This is a genomic window from Streptomyces sp. V3I8, assembly GCF_030817535.1.
Taxonomy (GTDB): domain Bacteria; phylum Actinomycetota; class Actinomycetes; order Streptomycetales; family Streptomycetaceae; genus Streptomyces.
This window is the reverse complement of the sequence record NZ_JAUSZL010000002.1, coordinates 7469577-7487518: the sequence shown is the minus strand read 5'-3', so window position 1 is coordinate 7487518 and position 17942 is coordinate 7469577. Positions and strand designations below refer to the sequence as shown.

Sequence of the window (17942 nt, the reverse complement as noted above, 5' to 3'; positions counted from 1 at the left end):
TTCGCGGAGACCGCCTGCAAACCGGGGCTTCCCGCTCGGCCGCCCCACCGGCGTCATCGTGCCGAGCGCTGACAACGAGGGCAAGGCCGCCCCGCACCGCGATGCCCTTCTCTCCTTTGGCCTGGAGTCCACTCATCTGCAGGCGTTGCACGCATTGCTGAGCGAACTCAGCGTCACCGCGGCGGCGACGCGTCTGGGACGCACCCAGCCGACGTTGTCGAAGTCGCTGCGACGACTGCGCCGGCACTTCGGTGACCCGTTGCTGGAACGGGGCGGCAACTCCTACCGGCTGACCGCGTTCGGGGAGCGGCTACGTCCCCTGGTCGCAGCCGCGGTCACGGCCGTCGACCGGACCTTCGCCGCGGAGACGACCTTCTCGCCGGAGACCTCGACCCGGACCTTCACCATCGTCTCGTCCGATCACGGGATCGTCACGGCGGGGGCTGAGCTCCTCCGCCGGGTCCGCGGTCCCGCGCCCGGCGTGGGCCTGCGTTTCCAGCCGGTCAGCGCCGAACTGCTAGAGCACGAGGACAAGTACCTGCGCACTGTCGACGGTGTCCTGCTGCCGCACGGATATCTCAGCCTGGCGTCTTTCGCGGATGTCCACACGGACCGGTGGGTGTGTGTAGTCTCCGCGGACAACAAGTCGGTCGGCGACGAGCTGACCAGACAGGACCTGGAACGGCTGCCGTGGATCGCGACCTTCGCGGACCGGGCCGGCCGGCCGCCCGCCTGGCGGCAACTGGAGTTGCTCGGGATCACCCCTCGGGTCGTCGCGGTCGCGGACTCCTTCCTCGTCGTGCCCCGGCTCGTTCGCGGCACGGACACCATCGGGGTCGTGCCGGGCCGGGTCGCGGCGGCCCAGGACGGCGACGGCATTCGGGTGCTGGAGTTCCCCTTCGAAATGGTGTCGCTGACCGAGGCGTTCTGGTGGCATCCGATGCACGACGCCGACCCGGGACATCGGTGGCTGCGTGGCGTCCTGGGCGCGGTGGATTTCGACATGGTCGCGTCCGCGGCGATCTTCGACCTGTTCGCCGGGTTGATCACGACCCCGCCCAGCGCCGCGGCGCAGAACGGACCGCTGCTCGATGTCACGACCCTCGAACCCTATGGCGTCATCGGGGCGATCGCGCCGTTCAACTGGCCGCCCATCCACACCGCGGGCAAGCTCGCCCCGGCGCTCGCCGTCGGTAACGCCGTCGTGCTCAAACCGCCGGAGCAGGCACCGCTGTCGGTGCTTCGGCTCATCGAGCTCATCGAGCTGATCGAGCTGATCGAGCTGATCGAGCTGATCGAGGGATCGTTCCTGACGACGTGGTCCACGTCGTACCGGGCCGCGACCCGGTCGGCGCAGCGCTCGCCGCGCACCCGCTCGTCGGGAAGATCTCCTTCACCGGCGCCCCGGCCACGGGGGTGTCCGTGCTGAAGACGGCGGCGGACAACCTCACCCCGGCGTTGCTCGAACTCGGCGGTAAGAACCCGTTCATCGTCTTCGACGACGCCGACCTCGACTCGGCCGTACCCTGGCTCGTCGAGGCTGGCTACTTCAACCAGGGCGAGGCGTGCACCGCCGCCTCCCGCCTGCTCGTGCAGGACACCGTCTACGACGAGGTGGCCGACCGCGTGGCGCGGGCCGTACGCCGACTGACCGTGGGTGACGGCGCCGATCCGGCCACCCACGTCGGGCCGCTCGTGACGTCCGAGCAGCAACACCGGGTGCTGGACTACCTGGACATCGGGCGCGCCGAGGGAGCGGTGCTTCTCGCGCAGGCCGAGTTGCCTGCGAACCCACGGCTGGCCGGTGGGTACTACGTTGCTCCGACCCTGCTGACGCAGGTCACGCCGGCGATGCGGGTGGCGAACGAGGAGATCTTGGGACCGGTCGTGACGATGATCCGGTTTCACGACGAGGACGAGGCCGTCCGGATCGCCAACGGCACCCCGTTCGGACTCGTCGCGGGTGTGTTCAGCGGGAACCACCAGCGCGCGCTGAGAATCGGCAACGCTGTCCGCGCTGGTCTGGTCTTTGTCAACCATTACCACAGGGCTGCTGTCGGGGTTCCGTTCGGCGGTACGGGAGCCAGCGGCTACGGCCGCGAGCACGCCCACGAGACCCTGCACGAGTTCGGCTACAGCAAGAGTCTGCGCATCCCCAACGGGCTCGGCCCAATACCCCGGTGGCAGCCGTCGCTCGACGCCACCGCGGCCCCGGAACAAGAACGACCGGAACAACAATGAGAGGAACGCCGTTGACCACCAGGGCCTGGGTGGACGTGCACGCGCACTTCACCCCTCCGACCACCGAAGAACAACGACACACCGCGTGGACCGCCATGCAGGAGTTGTGTTTCCTCGCGCCCCAGCCGCACCATTGGACCGTCGAAGGCGCCCTGCGCTCGATGGACCGGACAGGGGTGGCGATGCAATTGTTGAGCGCTGTGCCGCAGACCCACGACGCGCTGCGCGCCTCCAACGACTACGGTGCCGAAGTCGTCACCGAACACCCCGATCGCTTCGGTCTGCTGGCGGCTCTGCCCACCGATGACCCGCACGTCGCGCTTGCGGAGATCGCCCGTGCCGACAAGGCCATGCAGCCGGACGGCTGGGCGATGAGCACGACCTACAACGGCGTCAACCTGTCCGATCGGGTGCTGGAGCCGGTATGGGACGAGCTGAACCGGCGTAGCGCGGTGGTGTTCGTGCACCCTGACACGACGACACGGCCCGAACTCGGGCTGCCCACCCCGCTGGTGGAAGTCGCGTTCGACACGGCACGCACCGTCGTCGCCATGCTGTACCAAGGCGTATTCCGCCGCTGTCCGGACATCCGCTTCGTCCTCGCGCACTGTGGCGGCGCCCTGCCCGGTCTCTCCGGTCGGCTCGCACTGCTCGGCACCGAGGCATGGGTGCCTGCCGGGGATCAGTTCACCGCTGAGGAGATCGCCGGGCAGTTGAGCCGCCTCTACCTCGACACCGCCGCATCCGGCACGGACGCCAACCTGGCGGCGGCCTTGACGATGGTTCCCCTCGACCACATCGTCTACGGTGGCGACGCGGGCGTGCCGTGCAGCGGCGATCGCACGCTCAACGCGAACATCACCGCCTTGCGCGGTTCCTCGGTCGTCACCCCCGCCCAGGCGGAGCTGATCGGGCGACGTGCGCTCGAACTCTTCCCGGCCATCGCACACCGCCTGGCAGGACGGACGCCGGTGTTCGGGTGATCAGTTCGAAATGAGCTTGCGGAAACAGGCGTTCGAGCAGGCCAGGTGGGCGGCGGTGGACGACAGACCTGGCCAGGACGTATGTCGGGCAGCGCCCAGGCCGTCCGGGACGCCCGAGCGCCCCTAGTACTGCAACGGTGCTTGTGCTGATTGCTGGGCAGTTTTCAGGGACTGTGTCCGCGTCGTTTGTAGTGGCTGATGCGGGCTTGTTTCTGGCGTCGTCGGCGCCATGTTGACCAGTGGAGGATGTGGTCGACCGGGGTGGGGCGGCGGTTGGTGAGGCGAGTGATCAGGCGTCGGATTTCGGCGAGGCTGTAGTGGATGAGCTGGGAGGATCCGTTTCTGCTTTACCTGTGTCCAGTTCTCGGGCTCTCAGGACGGTCAGGCAGGCGTGGGCGGCCATGGCCAGGGTCATGTGGCGGTGCCAGCCGGGGTAGCGGCGGACCTGGTAGTCGTCCAAGCCGCACTCCTGCTTCGCGGTCTGCAAGCACTCTTCCACCGCCCAGCGGCTGCCCGCGATGCGGATCAGCTCGTCCAGCGTGGTGTCGGCGGGACAGTAGGCGATGTAGTAGGAGATCTCCTCGGGCCTGCTGACGCTGCGGCGGGCGAGAACCCAGTGTCGGCGGTCCTCGCGGTGCCAGGGCCTCACTTCGACGCGGGCCCAGTCGAAGATCCGCCGGCCATGGGCTCCCGCGCCGCAGGAACGGCGTTTCCACTTCTGTCGTGGCAGGCCGGGAAACAGATCGTGGACGGGGTGGTCGAGTGCCCAGCGGGTGACGACCGTGTCGTGCCGGGTGGTGGCCATGACATGGAAGACGTCGGCCTGCTCCAGCTCGAACCGCTAGCCCTTGCTGAAGCCGTAAGCGGCGTCCGCCGTCACCCACCGGAACGGGACCTTCTCCGCGATGGCCCGGCGGACCATCGCCTTGGCCATGGCCACCTTCGTCTCGAAGGCGACGCTGTCGTCGATACCCGCCCGGCGGCAGCGTTCCCGGTCGTCCGTCCAGGCGGTGGGCAGATACAGCCGCCGGTTGATCAGAGTACGTCCGCGGCTCGTGGCATAGGTGAGGAAGACGCCGATCTGGCTGTTCTCGGTGCGTCCGGCGATTCCGGAGTACTGCCTTTGCACGCCGGCTGAGCGGACACCCTTCTTCAGGAACCCGGTGTCGTCGACGATCAGGACGGCATCTGGGTCTCCGAGGTGTTCGACGATGTAGTCGCGTACGTCGTCCAGGACCTTATCTGCGTCCTACTCGATGCGGTTCAGCAGCCGGTGGATGCGGTCCGGCCCGGCATGTCCGGCCTCCTCCGCCAGCGTTCAGCCGTTCTTTCGCTCCAGCGGAGCAACCAGCCCCCGCATATAGGCCAGCGCCGACTGACGCGGCTCCTCCCGGTTGAACCGGTGCACGAACCGCTCATGCACCGCCTCGAGTTCACCCGCCCACACCCTGACATCAGCAAGGTCCCCACCCATAACCACACCAACGAACGAACTGGCCAGCAGTCACGACAAGCACCGTTGCAGTACTAGGACGTGTCGTCCGAGCGGTGTGCGGCCACATCATGGTCCGGTTCGCTGCCACCGAGGCAGTCGGTGATCATTTCGTTGACGATCGCAGGCTTCCAGCCCTCGAACGGCGGGATCCCGGCCTCGGAGACCGCACGGGCTCGCGTTCCTCGGTGTAGCCCTCGGGCAGGTACCAGATCACATGGATGTCGTTGCGGCCCCAGTTGTCGTGGCACACCCCGCAGGGGATGCGCACGAAGTCGCCGGGTCGCAGCTCGGCGGTTCCGAGTTCCGTCATCAGCGTGCGGTGGCCGGTGACCTGGTAGGCCATCTCGTCGACATCGAGATTGCGGTGGTAGATCGGCTGACGGGAGTTCATGTTCGTCCACTCGATGCGGCCCCCGGGTCCCTGGTAGATCCACCGCGGGGGCGCGAACTCCTGGTCACGGAAGGTGGCCCCGGCGCGCACGACCTGGACGGCTTCGACGTCGGACCACATGGCGCCGTGCGGCCCCGGGCCCGGCTGCGCGCGCCTGTCCTGCGCGCGGCCTGCGGATATCGGTCATGGGAGTGGAGCGGCGAGTCGCATGGGGGGCCGCCGCGGGAGGTACGTTGCTCACTCGTACCCGCATCCGGACAGCGAGGCTTGTCGCGTGTTCATGCCCCCGTGTGCAGGAGCCGGAGGATGTCCTGGAGGCTTTCCCAGATCATGTCGCCTCTCTCCCACGGTGCCGCGTGTCCTTCGCTGCACCGGTGCCCCTCGATGAGGTGAAGCCCGTCCACGTGGCCGAGGTGCGCTGCGAACCGCTCTTTCTGGTTCATGGGCACGAGCATGTCTTGGGAGCTCTGGTCCAGCACGATCAGCCGCGGCGCTGTGCCCTCTCGGATCCGCTGGGCGATGCCTTCCGGGTCGAAGCGCGCCGGACTCGCTGTGGCCCATGCCTTCCTTTGTGGGGTGAAGGCGTTCGCCAGCAGCGTCCCGTACTCCTGGCGGAGATGCTCGTGCGAGTCGCCGAGCCCGTCGGTCAGTTCCGGAAGGTCGTACAGGCCGTTGAGGCCGACGATCGCAGCCGGGCAGGGCGCGTCGGGAAGCTCCAGCCCGTGCTGGGTCGGAGCCTGGAGGATTGCCTGGAATGCGATGCAGGCGCCGCAGCTGTGGCCCGACAGGATGTACGAGCGGTCAGTGAGGCCGAACGAGCGCAGCAGGGCCAGCCCGTGCAGGACGTCGCTCACGTGGTCGGGGTGGACGGCCTCACGGGCGGGATCCGCGTGGTTGTCCCTGACGGCGTCGTAGGGCAGGGACGGATGCGTGGGGAACTGCGAGACCCGGTAATTGAGCGAGGCGACAGCGGTGATCGGCTGTGCCGGGTCGGAGAAGGCGTGGGCGACGGTCGGCTCGATCGACGCGGAAGTGAGCTGGGGGTCGCGCCAGGCACCTCCGTGGATGTGGACGTGGTAGCGCGGGACGGCGGAGTCGGAGCCCGCTTCCGGAAGACGCTCGGCTGCGGTACCGACCAGTTCCAGTGTGTCCGGTGTCCTGGGCAGATAGACACTGAGGGTCCGGAAGCGATCGGCACCCGGGAAGTACGGGATGTCCTCAGCCACGACAACGGGTACTCGCTGAGCAAGCAGAGGGCTCGTGACCTCGGCGAGCCGCCACTTCACAGGCTTGGAGCCTTCGACGTTCATGTGCGGTGCCCGCTTTCTTCGAGGTGTTCGTAAACAGCGCGGAAACGAGGGTTGTGGCGTGGTCGGGAAACTTCGGTCTGTCTCGCGTTGCCTGGCACGCCCGGATTTCACGGGCGTGCCCATCGAACGGCGGTTGCCGACCGAAATCAGAATCCGACGGGCAGCTTGAAGGCGTTGCCGGTGAACGGGGACGTGTCGAGCCAGAGGTACTGGAACGAGCGGCTGGTGAAGACCCAGCCGTCCTCCGAGCGCCTGAGGCGGTCGGAGGTGACACTGTGGTTCCGGTAGTACGTCTCGCCCGGCCCGCGCGCGGCCTCGTGGCAGATGATGCTGGTGGTCGCCTCGTCGCCGGAGATCTCGATCGGGCCCGGTACCGCGAACTGCACGAAGAAGTCCCGCTCGTCCCGTAGCTTCCGGAACGTGGAGACGATGTCGTCCGCGCCGACGGCATGCACGCGCTCGCCGATCGTCCACTCCGCGTCCTCGGCCCAGGTCGCGCGGAAACGGTCGGTGTCGCCTCGGGTGGCAGCGTCGGCGAAACGGGCGAGGGTGTCCCGAATTGCCGCTTCGTCCAGCAGACGAGATAGTGCGTTCTCGATGTCTGTCGTGGTCATGAGTGGCTCCTGCATGGTGGATGGCCGGTCTGGCCGGGAGGTCCCAGAAGGCCCGGGTCCGGTGTTCATGTCTTTCATGGTGAGGCCGCCGTGGCATACGAACCAGAGACGCTTCGACGGTAGGAAGAGCTGTACTACCCTCGCGTTATCGTGTTGACCGGCAATGAGGGAAAATCGGTAACCATAACGACCACATCCGGCAGCAACCTGGGCGCGATAATCCGCACATGGTGCGACCGGATTCCGCCGTCGGCCGCCGGACTGCCGACGACTTCGGGGCGCCGTGCCACCGGACTGCGGCGTGAGGAGCTCGCCGATCTCGCCGGCATGTCGGTCGACTACGTCGTGCGTCTGGAGCAGGGAAGGGCCACCGCCCCTTCGGCGTCGATGGTGGCGTCCCTGGCACGTGCCCTGCAGTTGTCCACCGCCGAACGTGACCACCTGTACCGGCTGGCGCAGCTCGCCCCTCCGGCAAACGGCATGATCTCCGACCACCTCCCGCCCGGCGTGCAACGGGTACTCGCCCGGCTCGGGGACGTCCCGGTAGCCCTCTTCGCGGCGGATTGGCAGCTGGTGTGGTGGAACCGCGGATGGGCTGCCCTTCTGGGTGCCCCCTCCGCGTCACCGGCGCGTCTGCGCAACTTCGCCCGCGACAGATTCCCCGTGGACGACGGGCCCGCCCGGCTCGTACGGTGGCCGGTTGCCGAGGCGGACCGGGAGGCCGCCGACGCCGCCGTCGTCTCCGACCTGCGCCGCGCCACCGGCCGCTACCCCCGGGGCAAGCGTCTTGCCAGGCTGATCCGTGATCTGAGCGAGAACACAAGGTTCGCCAGGTTGTGGGCGACCGGAGAAGTGACTGCGCACCGTGAAGACGCGAAGACGATCGACCACCCCACAGTGGGCCGTGTCACGCTGGACTGCGACATCCTGACCGACGGCGACCTCGACCTCAAGACTGTAATCATGACTGCCGCGCCTGGTGGCGAGGACGAGACCAGACTCCGGCTCACCGCCATCGCCGGCCAGTCGGCCACCACGCCCGGATGACCGGGGTGCCGGCCCGTCGGCAGGCGGCCACACGGCAGCTCGTTGCCACTGGTGGGTGAGGAACTGCTCGGGATGCGGGAGATCCTGAAGTTGAGCAAGTGTCTCTTTCGTGTCGGAACCCCCGCCGAACGCCAACTTCTCACCTTGAACGACCTGTTCGGCCAGGCACGTGAGGCAGGCACTATCACCACGCCAGAGATCAAGAATGCGAGTTGATGCTCTGCGAGCCCTGAACCACCCCTTCTTGGGTCAAGGCCCTCCACGGCCTGCGCCGACGCGGCCGCCACTTTGCCGGGACGTCGTCGAGCGGAGTGATCCGGGACCGGAGCGCATGGCGGTCGGTGTCGCAGGCGACGGGCCGGGGAAATCTTTCTTCAGTATGTGTGGGTGCAGTCACGGTCGGGGTTCTTCGCCGTGGCGATCACTCCCTCGAGTCGGTTGCGCACACTCAGCAGGTCGGTGATCTGTCGGTCGACACGGTCACACTCGGCGGCCAACAACTCCAGCAGTGCTGAAGTCGCTTCTCCCGACTTCACGCACGGCAGCACCTCGCGGACGGTTCTGCTCGGCAGACCCGCAGCGTAGAGCTGCTGGATCAGCCTGACATGGGCCACGGCGCTGTCGGGGTACTGCCGCTGCCCACCGGAGCCGCGGTCGGCGTGGAGAAGATCCTGCTCCTCGTAGTAGCGCAGCGCTCTGACACTCACTCCCGCCTTCGCGGCGACCTCACCGATTCGCACTGGGACTCCTTGGTTCGAATGTGCTCGGACGGCACAACAGGCTTGCAGCTGACGTCAACGTCAGGTTCTAGCGTAGGGGCTGCCGGCGTTCGCCGGATTACCCAGCACTCTGCGAAGGAGACATCATGCGTGCAGCCCGCTTCCATGAGTACGGCGGTGTGGAGACCCTGGTGATCGAGCAGGCGCCAGAACCGCACGCAGGCCCCGGCGAGGTTCGCATCCGTGTCGCGGCTGCCGGTGTCAACCCCATCGACTGGAAGTTGCGGTCCGGTGCACTGCACAAGTGGCTGCCGTTGGACCTTCCTGCGGTCCCCGGCCGTGACGCCGTCGGCGTCGTCGACGAGATCGGTGAGGGAGTGCGAGGGGCGGAGATCGGCGACCTCGTCTTCGGTTTGGGCGGTGATACCGGCGCGACCGCAGAGTTCGCCGTGCTCTCAGCATGGGCCCATGCGCCGAGCACATGGAGCAACGAGGAATCCGCCGGCGCCGGACTGGCAGCGGTGACCGCAACGCTTGGGCTGAAGGCGCTCGGCCCTTTGCAGGGACGCACCCTCCTCATCGAGGGCGCCGCCGGAGGCGTGGGCAGCGCAGCCGTCGAGATCGCAATCGCCGGCGGCGCCGTCGTCATCGGGACGGCCAGCGAGCGTAACCACGAGTTCCTGTCTTCTCTCGGTGCCATCCCCACCACTTACGGCGCCGGGCTCGCCGAGCGTGTTGCCGTCCTCGCTCGCGGTGGCGTCGACATCGCACTCGACACCGCCGCCTCCGGATCCCTGACCGACCTGGTCACGATTGTCGGCGATACCACGCGTGTGTCAACCGTCGCCGACCACTTCAATGCACCGCGGGGAGTGCACGTGGTGAACGCGGAGAACAATTCCGCGCTGTTGACCGCAGCAGCCGAGCTGGGCCGACAAGGCCACTACACACCGCGTATCGAGCGCGTTTACGCCCTCGCCCAGATCGCCGACGCGCACGCGCACGCGGAGCGCGGACACACACGAGGAAAGATCGTCGTCTCCCTCCAGGACAATTGACCATCCGAGCACGACCATCCGTTCCGGGACATCACCCGCACGGGAAATGCCGCGGCGTCAAGGGCCTAGCGAGTTCGTGCACGGTAGGCGGTGGGCCGTTGAGCCTCTGATCGTCGATCATGGCCCTGTGGTGGGGAACGTGTCTCGTGCAGCGATCATCAGCGACCGGAGGATCACGGGCCTGTCGGCCGACGTGATCGCTGAACTTGTCGCAGAGCTGGGCCCGTTGTGGCACGGACGGCACCAGGCCAGGCTTGCCTCCCGGCCGCGGAAGCGTGCTGTGGGTGCGGGCGCGAAACACCGGCTGGTGTTTGTCGACCGGCTCCTGGCCACGCTCGTGCGCCTTCGGCATGCCACCACGCACGATGTGCTCGCCTGCTGGTTCGGTGTCGACCGCTCCACCATCACTCGGGCCGTCGCAGAGGTGCGGCCCTTGCTCGCCGAGCGAGGGTGCACCATCAGCCCGGGTGTGCGGCTGCGGACCCTGGCCGAGGTCATCGACCACCTCGGCGCCGAAGGGAAGACCGGGATCATCGACGGCACCGAGATCCGGGTCCGCCGCCCGGCAGCCGGGCGCAAGGACCGGGACCGGTTCATCTCCGGCAAGAACAGGCAGTACGCCTTCGTCTCGGGCCCGAAGACTCTGAACGGGCGCGCCTACGACGTGTACGTCACCAGCCTGGTCCACCGCGTCTACGCCGCCCGGGTATCCGGCGCTCTGAACTCGCCGGACGACACCGAAATCGCCGTGCGCTGCGGCCGGGGGTGAGCGAAGCCCTGCGGCACATCCTCGACTAGACACAGAAGCATGCCGTCGGGTTGTTCGGAACTTACGTGGGTCTTCGATCTTGAGCGGTGCGCCTGCTCAGGGCCTCTGACGTTTCGTTACGCTCAGCGACGGCGGTTGGTGGCTGCTGCCGGGATCGCAGGCGCGCCGGGAGTCCAGGGCAGCACACGGCCACGGTCCCTCTCCGTGACTACGGGTGCAGCTTCTCGCCCTTCGCCAGCATCGCTACGTACTTCTCGATCCGGCGCGCCCGGGTCTCGGCCTTCTTGGCATCTTGGATCCGGTACAAGATCGCGTAGCGGTTCTGCCGGTCCAGTGTCTCGAAGAACGTGGCCGCGGCCGGGTCGGCGGTCAGGGCCGCCGCGAGGTCGTCCGGCACCGTGGCGGTCCTCGCGCCGTCGTAGGCCGCCTCCCAACGGCCGTCCGCCTTGGCGCGGTCGACCTCGGCCTGCCCCGGCGGACGCATCCGGCCCTGCTCGGTCAGGGCGACCACCTTGTCCCGGTTGACCTTGGACCACTTGCTGCGCGGCTTGCGCGGGGTAAACCGCTGGAGCCACCACTGGTCGTCGAACGTGGCCTTCTGGCCGTCGATCCAGCCGTAGCAGAGCGCCACGTCGAGCGCCTGCGTGTAATCCAGCGCGGCGATTCCAGGGGCCTTCTTACGAAGCTTGAGCCAGATGCCGGACGAGACGGCGTGGTTCTCGCCGAGCCATGCCTGGAATGCCTCGGCGGATTCGAATGCGACGATCTCCAAGTCCTGAGTCACCCCAGCAGCGAACCACACCCGGCCGATTGTCATGAGGCATTCGGCACGGCCCCGGATGCGGAATGCCCGTGGGCCTGCGTGATCATCTCTGTTCTCGACGCAGAACGATCATCCAGGAGCCACGGGCTTGGTCAACGATATGACGTTGCTGCTCGACCTCGACGGGGTGTCCGTCGCGCGGGTTGAGCGGCTGGCCGACGGAAGGCGCCGAGTTCACCTGGTCACGGCCGACGAGACAGCCAGAGCCTGCCCGGCCTGCGGGGTGTTCGCCACCCGGGTCAAGGGCTCGGCGGTGACGCCGCCCGCGTTCAGGCGGCGGGCGGCTGGCTGGCTGGCTGGCTGGCTGGCACATCAACACCCCAGCCGCTCCGGCACGGAGTTCCGCTTGGACATGGATGAGGTCAGCGAGTACCGGACTCCCTATCGATTCCTGACCTATCTGCTGGAGCGCCGGGGATACGGCATCGCGGACGACCTCTACGGCGACGACCGCCCGGACGAGGTCGCCCGGCTGTACCAGGACGCCCGCGTCCGGCTGGGCTCGTCCGGCCGCGGGCCGGGGTGGCCTGCGATCAGTGACCGACCTGCACGACGCCTCAGGCGGTGGCCGCGAGGATGAGCCGGGCGATCTGCCTGGGGTGGGTGATCAGGGACAGGTGGCCGGCCTCGACCTCGACGGTCGTGGCCTTCATGCGCTGGGCCATGAACCGCTGCAGGCCGGGGTCGATGGTGCGGTCGTTCCGGGAGACGGCGTACCACGAGGGCTTTTCCCGCCATGCGGCCGTGCTCGTGGTCGGGGCGGCGGTCGACAGCAGGCCCTGCGCGGCATACAGGGCGAGGGCCTCCTTACGGGGCACGCCGTTGGCGAAGTCGCTCAAAAAGGCGTCCTGGCTCAGCCACTTGAACCCCTCTGAGCTGACGACGCCGGACGTGACGGGCGGTGTGGGGTAGGAGGCGGAGAGCGCGGCGTAGTCCTCCCCGGCCTCGGGAGCTCGCGCGGCGACGTACACGAGGCCGGTCACGTTCTCCGCGAGCCCGACCTCTGATATGACCGCCCCTCCGTAGGAGTGGGCGACCAGGACAGTGGGGCCGTCCTGCCGGGACAGTGCGAAGCGGACCGCCTCGGCATCGTCCGCGAGCGACGTGAGCGGGTTCTGCACCGAGGTCACCCGCAGTCCGGCCTCCTGCAGCAGCGGAACGACCTTCGACCAGGACGAGCCGTCGGCGTAAGCGCCGTGCACGAGGACCACGTTGCTCGCCGCGGCCCCGGTGCCCTTCCCCGTCGCGGCCCGGGCGGCGGCAACGGACATGAGAGGGGCGGCCGTGATGGCTGCACCTAACGCGGAGAACTGACGACGGTTGATCAAGATGTTTCCTTTCACCAACGAGCTCGAACGCAGTCGTGCGGCAGAGCGACACGTGCGGATCCGGTGACGGCCGCGATCTGTGGTCGGACACCGGCCCCCCACGGCCGTTCCAAGTCTCTGGAGTTTATCGGCGTCCTCGGCCCGGCTCGCATGTGCGCCCGGCCGCAAACGCGGACTGGCCGTGGACGTCCTCGGCCTGGTCGTCGCAGTCGTCGTCCTCTCCGCGCACACCCACGACAACGCCGCTGGCGCCATACTGCTGCACCAGGTCGCCGAGAACGCAGGCGGGGCGGTCCGCAAAGTCCTCGTCGACAAGGGCTACGACTACGCCCAGCTGCGGCGATGGTTACGCGAACGCGGCATCACCCACCGCATCGCCCGCAAGGGAGTCGAGTCCTCGCAACGGCTGGGTCGCCACCGCTGGACCGTGGAACGCACCATGGCCTGGCTCGCCGGCTGCCGCCGCCTCCACCGACGCTACGAACGCAAGGCCAACCATTTCCTCGGCTTCACCAGCATCGCCCGCACCCTCATCTGCTACCACCGACTCACCAAATGAGATGACTTCTCAGCCACAACGTCCAGGGCGTGTGGATCTGCTGCGCCGACACGGCTGGTCGGCGCAAGTGTGGGTGCGGCGCGCGGGCAAGGACACCGAGACTCTCACTCTTCGCCATCAGATCGGGGTACTGGAGCGCCAACTCGACGGCCGGAGAGTGCGGTTCGCCCCGGGCGATCGCGCGTTCCTGGCAGCACTGCTGCGCCGGTTGCCGACGGAGGTGCTGCGCGGGCTGCGGCTGCTGGTGCGGCCGGACACGGTGATGCGCTGGCATCGTGATCTTCTCGCGCGCCGCCATACGGCCCCGTTCCCGTCCGAAACGTTCGCCACGGCCACACACGGTGCGCTCGATCCGCGCTCTCATCCTGCGCTTGGCGAGGGAGAATCCCAGGTGGGGATATCGGCCCATCCACGGTGAGCTGCTCGTCCTGGGCGTGCGGATGGCCGCCTCCACCGTGTGGTAGATCCTGAAGGCTGCCGGGATCCACCCGGCACCCGAACGCGCCGTAACGACCTGAGCCCGCTTCCTGCGCTCCCAGGCTCATGCCCTGCCGGCGTGTGACTTCTTCGAAGCGGTCACCCTGTCCGGGGCGCGGCTGTACGTGTTCGCGGTGATCGGGCACGCCGGTCGGCGCATCCGGGTCCTGTGCGCGACGGCGCACCCGACCGCCTCCTGAGTGGCACAGGCCGCCAGGAACCTCGTCATGGATCTCGAGGATGCCGGCTGCCGGGCCCGGTTCATGAGCCGCGACCGCGACGGGAAGTCCCCTGCATGTTCGACACCGTCCTTGAGGATGCGGGGATCGAGGTCGTACTCAGCGGGATCCGGATGCCGCGCATGAACGCACCATCTGCTCCATACCCTGCGCGAGTTCGAGCAGCACGACAACTCCCACCGGCCCCACCAAGGCATCGCAGGCGTCCGACCACTGCACGCCTTGCCCCCACCGATCACCGATTCGGAGCAGCTCACCCACCTCGACATACGCCGACGTGACCACCTCGGCGGCACCCTCCACGAGTACCGACATACGGTCTGAACTGCACGGACGGAGTTCTCGGCACGGGCAGGGCCGCTGACCAACGCAAACTTCAGCCACTCCTACCGGCAGCCGGTCTCGCGTGGTCCAGCGGCCTCCGAGGAGTTCAGGAGGGTTCGCCTGAACCAGCCCCAGCTGGTCACCTCCCGCCGTCCCCTTCCGGAGGTCCCTGCGACCGCGTACGCCGGGCAGCAGCTGTACCTGCTTCGTCACGGCGGCAAGGAGTTGCTGGACGAAGATCGACACAGTCGCATCGCCGTGGAGACCCGCGTGGGCCACGAGGTCGCCGGCGTGGAAGGTCTCTACTCGCACGTTGCTCTGGCCATGGAGCAGGAGATTGCAGGTTCGCTGCAAACCAGGTGGCTGCGCTTCGTGGCCGGCGAGGGAGAGCACTGAAAGGTGCCATCTCCCACCGCGCTCGCATTCAATCTTGAAAAGTGGTGGAAAACAGCAGGCCAAGTCCGCTCGATCAAAGTCGTCATAAGTTCGTTCATGAAGTTCATCACGACCAAGAGCTTCATGCCGTTCGTCTACTACCGCATCGCGCTCGGCATCCTGATCATCGTGCTGGTCGGCATGGGCGCGCTGAGCCCGCACGCGGCGGAGTCGGCGGGCTGACGCCCCGGCGCACACGCACCGCCGTCCGGCCTCCCGGAGACTCCGGACATGACGAAGCCGCCCGCCTGAATTTCCCCCGTGGCGGGCGGCTCCGTGCTCGGTGTCCGGAGATCGGACTCGGCGGCGGCGACACAAGTGTCCTGGGCCGCTGGACGACACCGACTCGCGCCGGCGACGGGATTCGAACCCGCGTTTCCCTCTTGGAAGGAGAAGTATCCGCCGCCTTCGCACCCGGACGTGCACGACGGTAGCGGGTACGGCTCTCGCGGGCACCTGAATAAAAACAGGGCGCCCGGATCCGGCTCACCCGGCCCGCCGCACACGAATCTCAACTCATCGGCCCGTAGAGGTTTATGGCGTGACCAACCGCATACGGCACAGGTAGTCATCCGGTAGCGCACCGTCAGTCCGTGGCCTTACGCTGATGCACATGTCCCCCAACTCTCCGACCCCTGGTTCCGTGCGGTCCGCGGCCGTACTGAATGAGCAGATCCGAGCGTTATGGATCCGCGCGGGCGGTTCCCTCTCGGCCCAGGAGCGCGCCGAGTACGAACTGCTGGTCGTGGAGTGGGCCGCGGCGGTCCGCGACGAGATCGTCGAAGCGGCGTGAACCCCGGGGCGCCGAACCGCTGAGCCGGACCAGCGGAACGGACCGGCGGAGCCCGGACCGGCGGAACGGGCCGGCCGGGGCCGAGCCCGCAATTCCCCTGACAGGCATGAAGGGCATCACGGGCACCGTCACCCCACCCGCGCCGATTTCACCGCCCGGGTCACATGGTCGCGGAAGCCGCGCGGCTGACGGCCCGTGAGACGCAGGACCGTGTCCGTGGTGCGGTCCTCCGCCCCTCCCGCGTTCGCGCGGTCCAGGCCGGCGAGCATCGCGGCGTACTCGATCGGCATCGAAGCGGCCAGATGGTCCCGCATCTCCTCGTAGGCCAGCGGCCGATGGACGACCGTGCGTCCCGTGACCTCGGTGAGGACGTTCGCGACATCGGTGTGGCTCAGCGCCTCGGGGCCGGTGATGACGAGGTCGGTGCCGGGAGCCCGGGTGGCGGTCAGCGCGTGCACGGCGACGGCCGCGATGTCGTCGGCGTCGACGAAGGCCACCCGCCCCTCCCCCGCCGCGGTGCGGATCACGCCCTCTTCCCGGATGCTCCGGGCGTGCAGGTGGTCACCGGTGAAGTTCTGCATGAACCAGGACGGCCGCAGCACCGCCCACTCGTCGAACAGGCCGGGCAGCGCCTGGTGCACCTGACCGACCGCGGGCCCTCCGGCCGGGATCGCCGAGGAACTGAGCAGTACGGCCCGGCGCACTCCGGACGCACGGGCCCGCGCCAGGAAGGGCAGCATGACGTCGGCCGGCGTCGCGGAGTCCGTGGGTGCCACGAGGTGGACGCGGTCGGCGCCGTCCAGCGCCTCCTCGTACGTCGCCGGGTCGTACCAGTCGAAGCGGACGGCCTCCGTCCTGCCGACGGGGCCGACGCGGTCGGCTCGCCGGCTGGCGGCCCTGACCCGGTACCCCTGGGCGGCGAGACGGGAGGCCACACGGCTGCCGATGGTGCCGGTGGCTCCGAGGACGAGGGCGGTGCGGGAGGCGGCGGTCATCGGTCGCTCCGCGTGAAGTCGGCCGCGCCGTCCTGGGAGACGGCCAGCGGGTTCCAGTAGTCGCGGTAGTGCGTGACGAGCCCGTCGGCCACGGTCACCACGGCGATGTAGGTCATGTCGAACGGCGCCCCCGTCCGCACCAGACGTCCCACGCCGCGCATCTCCACCACGATCGTCCCGGAGTCGCCGGTCTCATGGATCGTCAGGTCGGAGTCGGGGAAGTCGTGCAGGTCGATGTGGTCGGGATAGTGCCGCATGTACGCGGCGACCGCGGCCTTGCCCTCCAGCCGCCCCGGCCACCCCTCGGGCGCGAAGGGGAACTCCAGGACACCGCGTTCGTGCCACAGGCCGACCCAGGCATCGATGTCCTTGTCGAGCAGGAGCCGCAGGCCGCGCCGGAACAGCTCCGCCGGTCGCTCGTCCGTGGTCATGGGTGTGGCCGTGGTGGTGGTCATGGTCGTGGACCCTCCCGGATAAGATACGGACCAACGGTCCGCTTGATATCGACCATACGGACCGCGGGTCCGTTTACGCAACCCGCGCAGCACGAGCGGCACGAGCAGCACGAGCGGCGCACGGAACCCGCGGAACGCCGGAGGGAAGCCCGTGCCCGAGAACGCGCCTGACAGCCCCGCGCCCGAGAGCCCCGCGCCCGAGCGCAGGCCCCGCGCGGACGCCGTACGCAACCAGGAGGCCGTACTCGCCGCGGCCGACCGGCTCTTCGCCCGCAGCGACAGGCCCGAGCACGTGACCATGGCCGACATCGCGGCCGAGGCGGGCGTCGGCAAGGGGACCCTCTTCCGCGGCTTCGGGGACCGCACCGGTCTGATCCGGGCACTCTTCGAGACCCGGCTGGAACCGGTCCGCCGGGCCGTGACCGAGGGCCCGCGCCCCCTGGGCCCCGGCACCCCGCCGGCCGAGCGCGCCCCGGCCCTGCTGGACGCCCTCCTGTGCTTCAAGCTCGACCACCGGCACCTCTCCCTGGCGCTGGAGGAGGCGGGGACGGGCAGCCCTTACGGCGCGGGGCACTACGACTGGTGGCACGGCACGCTCCGGGACGTCCTGGAGGAGCTCCCCGGCTTCACCGGCGGTGACTTCGCCGCGCACGCACTGCTCGCCGCGGTCCGCGCGGACCTCGTCGACCACCTGATCGGCCATGCGCCCGACCACCCGGTCGGCCATGCGTCCGATCACGCGCCCGACCACCCGTCCGACCACCTGTCCGAACGCCGCGGCACACCGCGCGACCGGCTGCGGGCGGACCTGGCCGCGTTCACCGCGCGGGTCCTGGGCGCCCGGCGGTGACCCGGGTACGGAACCGCCGGCGACCCGGCAGGTGATT

General features: G+C 68.5%; 20 protein-coding genes and 3 pseudogenes. 14 read left to right on the top strand and 9 right to left on the bottom strand.

What is annotated here, in order from left to right; translation table 11 throughout:
• Window positions 1-58 precede the first annotated feature (58 nt).
• From QFZ75_RS33220 to QFZ75_RS33210, 3 genes are read left to right on the top strand one after another with little or no spacing between them, the layout of a single operon-like run.
• On the top strand, window positions 59-1429 hold the full coding sequence (locus tag QFZ75_RS33220) for a LysR family transcriptional regulator (RefSeq protein ID WP_307542832.1): 1371 nt from the start codon (window positions 59-61) through the stop codon (window positions 1427-1429).
• A complete protein-coding gene (locus tag QFZ75_RS33215; protein ID WP_307542830.1) occupies window positions 1318-2241 on the top strand; it encodes an aldehyde dehydrogenase in 924 nt (307 codons plus the stop codon). The genes QFZ75_RS33220 and QFZ75_RS33215 overlap by 112 nt, the downstream gene beginning before the upstream one ends.
• An 11-nt stretch (window positions 2242-2252) precedes the next feature.
• A complete protein-coding gene (locus QFZ75_RS33210) occupies window positions 2253-3224 on the top strand; it encodes an amidohydrolase family protein (protein ID WP_307542828.1) in 972 nt (323 codons plus the stop codon).
• A gap of 289 nt (window positions 3225-3513) precedes the next feature.
• On the opposite strand, the pseudogene QFZ75_RS33205 reads toward QFZ75_RS33210, so the two are convergent.
• The 4 genes and pseudogenes from QFZ75_RS33205 to QFZ75_RS33190 all read right to left on the bottom strand — a co-directional run bounded on the left by QFZ75_RS33205 (window position 3514) and on the right by QFZ75_RS33190 (window position 7034).
• Window positions 3514-4698: pseudogene (locus tag QFZ75_RS33205) on the bottom strand (IS701 family transposase).
• Window positions 4699-4822: 124 nt separating this feature from the next.
• Window positions 4823-5230: a hypothetical protein gene (locus QFZ75_RS33200; RefSeq protein WP_307542826.1), complete on the bottom strand. Its 408-nt coding sequence runs from the start codon at window positions 5228-5230 to the stop codon at window positions 4823-4825.
• A gap of 158 nt (window positions 5231-5388) precedes the next feature.
• The gene (locus QFZ75_RS33195; RefSeq protein WP_307542824.1) at window positions 5389-6336 is read right to left on the bottom strand and encodes a hypothetical protein; all 948 of its coding nucleotides are present in this window, start codon (window positions 6334-6336) and stop codon (window positions 5389-5391) included.
• A 230-nt stretch (window positions 6337-6566) separates the two neighbouring features.
• Window positions 6567-7034, bottom strand: a complete 468-nt coding sequence (locus QFZ75_RS33190; RefSeq protein ID WP_307542822.1) for a nuclear transport factor 2 family protein — start codon at window positions 7032-7034, stop codon at window positions 6567-6569.
• Between the two features lie 183 nt (window positions 7035-7217).
• Here QFZ75_RS33190 and QFZ75_RS33185 point away from each other — a divergent pair, with 183 nt between their 5' ends.
• Together QFZ75_RS33185 and QFZ75_RS33180 are read left to right on the top strand one after the other, a co-directional pair.
• Complete coding sequence (locus QFZ75_RS33185) at window positions 7218-8081, top strand: helix-turn-helix transcriptional regulator (RefSeq protein ID WP_307544957.1); 864 nt, start codon at window positions 7218-7220, stop codon at window positions 8079-8081.
• Window positions 8082-8132: 51 nt separating this feature from the next.
• Window positions 8133-8297 carry a hypothetical protein gene (locus QFZ75_RS33180; protein WP_307542820.1) on the top strand — a complete coding sequence of 55 codons (165 nt, stop codon included), beginning with the start codon at window positions 8133-8135 and terminating at the stop codon, window positions 8295-8297.
• Between the two features lie 158 nt (window positions 8298-8455).
• On the opposite strand, the gene QFZ75_RS33175 is transcribed toward QFZ75_RS33180, so the two are convergent.
• Window positions 8456-8821, bottom strand: a complete 366-nt coding sequence (locus tag QFZ75_RS33175) for a MerR family transcriptional regulator (protein ID WP_307542818.1) — start codon at window positions 8819-8821, stop codon at window positions 8456-8458.
• 125 nt (window positions 8822-8946) lie between these two features.
• On the opposite strand from QFZ75_RS33175, the gene QFZ75_RS33170 reads away from it, so the two are divergent.
• Together QFZ75_RS33170 and QFZ75_RS33165 are read left to right on the top strand one after the other, a co-directional pair.
• Window positions 8947-9858, top strand: a complete 912-nt coding sequence (locus QFZ75_RS33170; protein ID WP_307542816.1) for an NADP-dependent oxidoreductase — start codon at window positions 8947-8949, stop codon at window positions 9856-9858.
• 139 nt (window positions 9859-9997) lie between these two features.
• On the top strand, window positions 9998-10627 hold the full coding sequence (locus QFZ75_RS33165; RefSeq protein WP_307542814.1) for a transposase family protein: 630 nt from the start codon (window positions 9998-10000) through the stop codon (window positions 10625-10627).
• 208 nt (window positions 10628-10835) lie between these two features.
• Here the strand turns inward: QFZ75_RS33165 and QFZ75_RS33160 are convergent, their stop codons facing one another.
• Window positions 10836-11444, bottom strand: a complete 609-nt coding sequence (locus tag QFZ75_RS33160; RefSeq protein ID WP_307542812.1) for a YdeI family protein — start codon at window positions 11442-11444, stop codon at window positions 10836-10838.
• A 94-nt stretch (window positions 11445-11538) separates the two neighbouring features.
• Between QFZ75_RS33160 and QFZ75_RS33155 the strand changes: the two genes are divergently transcribed.
• Complete coding sequence (locus QFZ75_RS33155; protein ID WP_307542809.1) at window positions 11539-12030, top strand: hypothetical protein; 492 nt, start codon at window positions 11539-11541, stop codon at window positions 12028-12030.
• Here QFZ75_RS33155 and QFZ75_RS33150 read toward each other — a convergent pair.
• Entirely contained in the window at window positions 12008-12778 is a 771-nt protein-coding gene (locus QFZ75_RS33150) for an alpha/beta fold hydrolase (protein WP_307542807.1), read from the bottom strand. The two genes, QFZ75_RS33155 and QFZ75_RS33150, sit on opposite strands and share 23 nt — an antisense overlap.
• Before the next feature lie 79 nt (window positions 12779-12857).
• Here QFZ75_RS33150 and QFZ75_RS33145 point away from each other — a divergent pair, with 79 nt between their 5' ends.
• From QFZ75_RS33145 to QFZ75_RS33125, 5 genes and pseudogenes are all read left to right on the top strand, one after another.
• Entirely contained in the window at window positions 12858-13337 is a 480-nt protein-coding gene (locus QFZ75_RS33145; RefSeq protein WP_373465977.1) for an IS5 family transposase, read from the top strand.
• Window positions 13338-13368: 31 nt separating this feature from the next.
• Window positions 13369-14377 (top strand): annotated as a pseudogene (locus QFZ75_RS33140) (integrase).
• A 225-nt stretch (window positions 14378-14602) separates the two neighbouring features.
• On the top strand, window positions 14603-14773 hold the full coding sequence (locus QFZ75_RS33135) for a hypothetical protein (RefSeq protein ID WP_307542805.1): 171 nt from the start codon (window positions 14603-14605) through the stop codon (window positions 14771-14773).
• Window positions 14774-14854: 81 nt separating this feature from the next.
• A pseudogene (locus QFZ75_RS33130) lies at window positions 14855-14995 on the top strand (undecaprenyl-diphosphatase); the annotation flags it as partial.
• 430 nt (window positions 14996-15425) lie between these two features.
• The gene (locus QFZ75_RS33125) at window positions 15426-15605 is read left to right on the top strand and encodes a hypothetical protein (protein WP_307542803.1); all 180 of its coding nucleotides are present in this window, start codon (window positions 15426-15428) and stop codon (window positions 15603-15605) included.
• A gap of 128 nt (window positions 15606-15733) precedes the next feature.
• Here QFZ75_RS33125 and QFZ75_RS33120 read toward each other — a convergent pair whose 3' ends face one another.
• Both QFZ75_RS33120 and QFZ75_RS33115 read right to left on the bottom strand, forming a co-directional pair.
• On the bottom strand, window positions 15734-16600 hold the full coding sequence (locus QFZ75_RS33120; protein WP_307542801.1) for an NAD(P)H-binding protein: 867 nt from the start codon (window positions 16598-16600) through the stop codon (window positions 15734-15736).
• Complete coding sequence (locus QFZ75_RS33115; protein WP_373466072.1) at window positions 16597-17031, bottom strand: nuclear transport factor 2 family protein; 435 nt, start codon at window positions 17029-17031, stop codon at window positions 16597-16599. The genes QFZ75_RS33120 and QFZ75_RS33115 overlap by 4 nt, the downstream gene beginning before the upstream one ends.
• A gap of 175 nt (window positions 17032-17206) precedes the next feature.
• On the opposite strand from QFZ75_RS33115, the gene QFZ75_RS33110 reads away from it, so the two are divergent.
• A complete protein-coding gene (locus QFZ75_RS33110; RefSeq protein WP_307542797.1) occupies window positions 17207-17905 on the top strand; it encodes a TetR/AcrR family transcriptional regulator in 699 nt (232 codons plus the stop codon).
• Window positions 17906-17942 lie beyond the last annotated feature (37 nt).

What these genes read in the sequence shown, in the direction of transcription:
- QFZ75_RS33160 (WP_307542812.1), bottom strand. Translation starts at nt 11,444, where the DNA reads ATGACAATCGGCCGGGTGTGGTTCGCTGCTGGGGTGACTCAGGACTTG.
- QFZ75_RS33115 (WP_373466072.1), bottom strand. Translation starts at nt 17,031, where the DNA reads ATGACCACGGACGAGCGACCGGCGGAGCTGTTCCGGCGCGGCCTGCGG.
- QFZ75_RS33200 (WP_307542826.1), bottom strand. Translation starts at nt 5,230, where the DNA reads ATGTGGTCCGACGTCGAAGCCGTCCAGGTCGTGCGCGCCGGGGCCACC.
- QFZ75_RS33190 (WP_307542822.1), bottom strand. Translation starts at nt 7,034, where the DNA reads ATGACCACGACAGACATCGAGAACGCACTATCTCGTCTGCTGGACGAA.
- QFZ75_RS33170 (WP_307542816.1), top strand. Translation starts at nt 8,947, where the DNA reads ATGCGTGCAGCCCGCTTCCATGAGTACGGCGGTGTGGAGACCCTGGTG.
- QFZ75_RS33120 (WP_307542801.1), bottom strand. Translation starts at nt 16,600, where the DNA reads ATGACCGCCGCCTCCCGCACCGCCCTCGTCCTCGGAGCCACCGGCACC.
- QFZ75_RS33125 (WP_307542803.1), top strand. Translation starts at nt 15,426, where the DNA reads ATGTCCCCCAACTCTCCGACCCCTGGTTCCGTGCGGTCCGCGGCCGTA.